Source organism: uncultured Senegalimassilia sp., from assembly GCF_934632265.1.
Taxonomy (GTDB): domain Bacteria; phylum Actinomycetota; class Coriobacteriia; order Coriobacteriales; family Eggerthellaceae; genus Senegalimassilia.
Genome location: NZ_CAKTYH010000136.1, coordinates 1 through 4,681, shown reverse-complemented (window position 1 = coordinate 4,681; position 4,681 = coordinate 1). Strand labels below are relative to the sequence as shown.

The window sequence follows — 4,681 nt, the reverse complement described above, 5'->3', positions numbered from 1 at the left end:
ATCGCCGCCGCTGCCGGCGTGAGCAAGCAGACGTTCTATCACCACTTCTCCGACAAGTATCACCTGATGGAGTACTGTTTCCGCGACATGTTCGCTGCCCCCTTCGAGCGGATGGGGACGCTCGCGCCCTTCGACGAGTGCTATATCGAGTTCCTTCAGCTTTGCCATCAGCGCAAGACGTTTTTGCGCAACGCCTTTACCTCCCAAGACGTGAACAGCCTGTATCGCGTGATGCATCGCGCGCTGCGCGACGCGTTCGGCCGCCGCGTTCGCGTGTTCGGCGTGCTCGATCAGGGGGAGACGGGCTTTTGCCTGGATTTCTTCTCGAAAGGCTGCGCAGGCTGCACGCGCCATTGGTTCGACCAGGGCATGGACTTCGAGGACGCGGAGCTGGTAGGCCTTATTCGCCAGTGCATCCCCGTCGGGGCTGAAAGGTTTTTCGAGTAGCTGGCCGTCCCGTTCGCCATCGCTAAAACGTAGCCTCAGCACGAAACCACGCGGCGTACAAGTTTAGGCCTCGTCATTCAGTGCATGTTCGTCGGGGTTGCAAAGTTCTTCGAGTAGTTGGCTGTTAGGGCGGGTTTTGCCGTTGCGGGCGTGTGTTGTTCGTGCGCGTCCTGTTTTGCGGGTGCTCGCCCTGTTCGCGCATGCGTGCTTGTGTTGCCGGGTGCAAGGTGTGGCTCTTTCGGGCTATCTGCAGTGCTTGCGGCCAAAAAGGCGAGAGATGTGCAATCGAAGGACGGTTCGACTGAGCATCCGAGCAAAATTGGGCAACAGATGCTGGTTCCGAGATAGGTTTCGCCGTATCACAAGCCGGATTCGGCCCCGATCCGCGTCTCATCAGCGCAACGCTCGGTTTTTTGTCCACCTCGCGGCATTGTGCTAAGCGAAATGTCCTCGAAAGGTCGTGCTCACCCGGCGCGCCCTGTTTTGGTGCGCCGGGTGAGCAGGGTGACAAAGGGCGTGCACGTGGTCGTTGCCGGTCTGCTTTTGGATGGTTGTGCAGCCCCTAGCTCGCAGCCCCCGCCTGGTTGGGCTCCGCCCCGGCCCGCACCCCCGGCCTGTTTACTCCCGCCGGCAGCCCATTCACGCGCGTTGTGCGGGAGTGTCCAGGGCGTAGTTGCCGCCACTGGTCGACATCTGGGCGGTTCCGCAGGTTTTGGCGCCTGTTTTCGCCTTGAAATCTCACTTCTGGGCGGTTTTCGCGCGTCATTTTCGCATTCGCTAAATAAGTCGCAACAAAGCCCCTGGTCAGGAAAATCCCATGGACGCACTCATAATTTTGCGGCCTGCAAAACCGTCCAGAAGTCGCGGGGGCGCGGTTGGCAGCAGGGGAGAAAGCCTCCCGAGCATGAAATCGCGCGGCACGCAAGTTGACGAAACGTATAAAACGTAAAGCCTGCCCTTTACGAAACGCCGCTTGGGTCCATTCCTCCCACAATTCTCGCTTCCTATAATCCCCCTCGTAGGGTCGAGCGCGCATAGGGCGTTTGCTCGAAGCGCCCGCGAAGCTTCGCGCTTTCGCCGGGGCGCACGTTGCCCGCCTGCTCCGAAGGGGGCTGCGAACCGACGCGCCGAATCGCGTTGTCGCCGCAGCGAAACAGCAGGCGGGCGCAAGCGAGAGGAAGGAACAACATGGACAAATCCGGAATCAGCCGCCGCAGCTTCCTGACCGGCGCCGCCGCCATCAGCGCGGCGCTTGCCGGCGCGGGCCTCACGGGCTGCGCTCCGAAGGTGGTCGGCGCCGCGGGCGGCGCCGCGGGCGCGGCCGGTTCGGGCAACGGCCAGACGATGGGTTTCGACGGCACGGGCACCATGCCGTGGCTCGGCGAGGCGCCGTCGGTCTCCGACAGCGACGTGGCCGAGACGCTTGACGCCGACGTCGTCGTCGTGGGTCTTGGCTGCGCAGGCGTTCCCGCAACGCGCGCGGCAGCCGAAGCCGGCGCGAAGGTCGTCGCCATCGAGGCATCCGCCCAGCTCAACAGCGTGGCAAGCGACATGGCCATCCTGGGCGGCGAGACCATGGCCAAGTGGGAGCGCGGCGACGGTTTCCTGGACAAGCACATGGTTGTCAACATGCACATGGAGGAGGGGAGCCACCACTCGAACTTCGGCATCATCAGCCGTTATTGCGACGAGTCGGGCAAGGCGCTCGACTGGTTCGTCCAAGGCTGCCCGGACATGTATATCGCGTCCGAGACCTACGAGGAGGTCCCCGAGGCAAACCGCGCCCACTATATGTACCCGTACTTCTATCCCATGCTGGAGACGTACGACTACACGAAAGAGGACATGCCCTGCTATCCCACGTCTGTAGGCTTCTCCAGCCTGGCCACGGCCATGGCCGACAACCTCAAGCGCGCCCAGGAGGCCGGCGCCGAGGTTCGCTACAACACGAAGGGCGTGAAACTCATCACGGCCGATGACGGCAGCATCGCGGGCATCTACGCGCAGGATACCGGCGCGGGCAAGTACCTGAAGATCAACGCGAAAAGCGTCATCCTGGCCACGGGCGACTACCTGGCCAACGAGGATATGATGAAGTACTTCGCCCCCGCGTGCGTCGAGAACGGCAACCAAATCCTGTCGCTGGACCTGGACGCGCAGGGCAATTACACCAACGTCGGCGACGGCCACAAGATGGGCGTGTGGGCCGGCGCGGCGGTGGAGCAGTGGCACGCGCCGATGATCCACCACATGGGCGGCGGCGCCGGCTCCGACGGCCGCGGCGTCATCGGCAACAACGGCTTTTTGTGGCTCAACCTCCACGGCAAGCGCTTCATGAACGAGGACGTGCCTGGTCAGCAGCTTGAGAACCAGGTGGAGCTGCAGCCGCAGCGCAAGGCCTACCAGTTCTTCGACAGCTCCTGGCCCGAGCAGCTTAAGTACTTCCCGGCCGCCCACGGCATCGCCTGCATCTACAAGGACGAGGCGCTGCCGGACTGGACGCCGTCGGGCCTGAAGATCAACGTGCGCTGCCCGGCCGACATCGAGGCCGCCGTGGCCGAGGGCCGCTGTCTGAAGGCCGACACCCTCGACGAGCTGCTGGCGAAGATCGACGGCATGAACGCCCAGGTGGCGAAGGAGTCCATCGAGCGATACAACCAGCTGGCGAAGGCCGGCTCCGACGAGGACTTCGGCAAGAGCAGCCAGCGCATGTTCGCCCTGGAGAACGGACCGTTCTACGCCGCCGAGTGCGGCGTGGCGCTCACGCTGGCGAACCTGGGCGGCCTGGAGTCCGATAGCGACTGCCACGTGTACAACACCGAGCGCGAGGTGGTCTCCGGCCTGTACGTGGCCGGCGCTCCGCAGGGCGGCCGCTTCAACGTGCAGTACCCCATCTCGCTCAAGGGCCTGTCCGCCGGCATGTGCATGGTGTTCGGCAAGATCGCCGGCGAGAACGCCGCGGCGGGCAAATAGGAGGCTGCCATGACCGATGAGAACAAGGTTAAGGAAACCGTTTCCGCAGATGAGAAGGTTGCTGGCGGCGAAGCGGGCGCGGCTAGCGTCGACGCTGCCGGCCGTGCGGGCGTAAGCGCTGCGGGTGAGGTTGGTGCCGCGGGAGCAGTAGGCGAGGCTGATGTCGCGGGCGCAGCGGGTGCGGCTGGCGCGGCTGGCGCAATGGGCGCTGCGAGCGCGACGCCCTCGCGAAAGCGCAGCTGCCGCAAGGTAACGGCGGTCGTTGCAACTGTGGCCGTGGTGCTGGTGACGGCCGGGGCGGGCTTCATGGTGTGGCATGATTCGCCCAGCTTCTGCAACGCGATCTGCCACACGCCCATGGACGGCTACCTGACCACGTACGAGTCCACGCCGGGCGAGGCCGCCACGGACAAATGGGGCAACCAGGTCGCCGACGCGTCCAGCATGCTGGCGCCGGTGCACGCCCAGGAGGGCATCACGTGCGTGGGCTGCCACGTGCCGCAGATGTCCGAGCAGGTCACGGAGGGCTTGGGCTGGCTGACCGGCAGCTACAGCGTCGTGCAGACCGCAGACGAGCGCTTCGTGCCCGAAGAGAAGTCGCTGTCCGACCTGACCGAGGCGCGCGGCATCGCCAGCGAGGCGTTCTGCCTGAACTCGGGTTGCCACGTCAACGACGACGGCTCTACCATGACACGCGACGACCTGGTGGAAAAGACCAGCTACATGAAGCGCAACCCGCACGTGCAGGAGCACGGCGAGGTCGCCTGCAACGAGTGCCACAAGGCGCACCGCGCATCCACCGTGTACTGCAGCAAGTGCCACAGCGACGCCACCATCCCCGATGGCTGGATCAGCTATAAGGAAGCCGAGGCCCTCGAGCCCACGGCAGTCGAGTAGGGAACAGGCGCGCCCGCGAGTGCGCTGCGAGCCCACCCTGCTTGCAAGCCCCTGCTGGGATGCCCCAGCAGGGGCTTTTTGCTGCCTCTGGTCGACTTCTGGGCGGTTTTGCAGGTTTTGGCTCTCGTTCGTTTTGTCCCATAAGCCTCCGTTCTTGTCTATGGACGGATGCTTTCGATCGAAGAGGACATGATATTATTGTCGCTATTATTTGCGATAATCGATCTTGTGAAGTGTTCGATGATGCTGCATGGAGGGGAGGGCGCACGATGAGCATGCTTGCCATCCTTTATATATTCCTTGGCGGCGTGGGCGGTGGCGCGCTTGTGATGCTGTGCATTGTGGAAGGCCTACGCACGTTGAA

Annotated in this window: 3 protein-coding genes; all 3 read left to right on the top strand. The window is 63.8% G+C overall.

Going from position 1 to position 4,681, the window contains the following annotated elements:
• Positions 1-447: TetR/AcrR family transcriptional regulator C-terminal domain-containing protein (locus Q0H50_RS08480; protein WP_294421401.1), on the top strand; the 447-nt coding region annotated here is incomplete at its 5' end.
• Positions 448-1,635: 1,188 nt separating this feature from the next.
• A complete protein-coding gene (locus tag Q0H50_RS08475) occupies positions 1,636-3,420 on the top strand; it encodes an FAD-binding protein (protein WP_294421399.1) in 1,785 nt (594 codons plus the stop codon).
• Positions 3,421-3,429: 9 nt separating this feature from the next.
• Positions 3,430-4,317 (top strand): cytochrome c3 family protein, encoded by an 888-nt coding sequence (locus Q0H50_RS08470; RefSeq protein ID WP_294421398.1) that lies wholly within the window; start codon positions 3,430-3,432, stop codon positions 4,315-4,317.
• Positions 4,318-4,681: the final 364 nt, after the last annotated feature.

Bases quoted from the DNA above. Each gene is read 5' to 3' on its own strand.
- Q0H50_RS08475 (WP_294421399.1), top strand. From the start codon at position 1,636: ATGGACAAATCCGGAATCAGCCGCCGCAGCTTCCTGACCGGCGCCGCC.
- Q0H50_RS08470 (WP_294421398.1), top strand. From the start codon at position 3,430: ATGACCGATGAGAACAAGGTTAAGGAAACCGTTTCCGCAGATGAGAAG.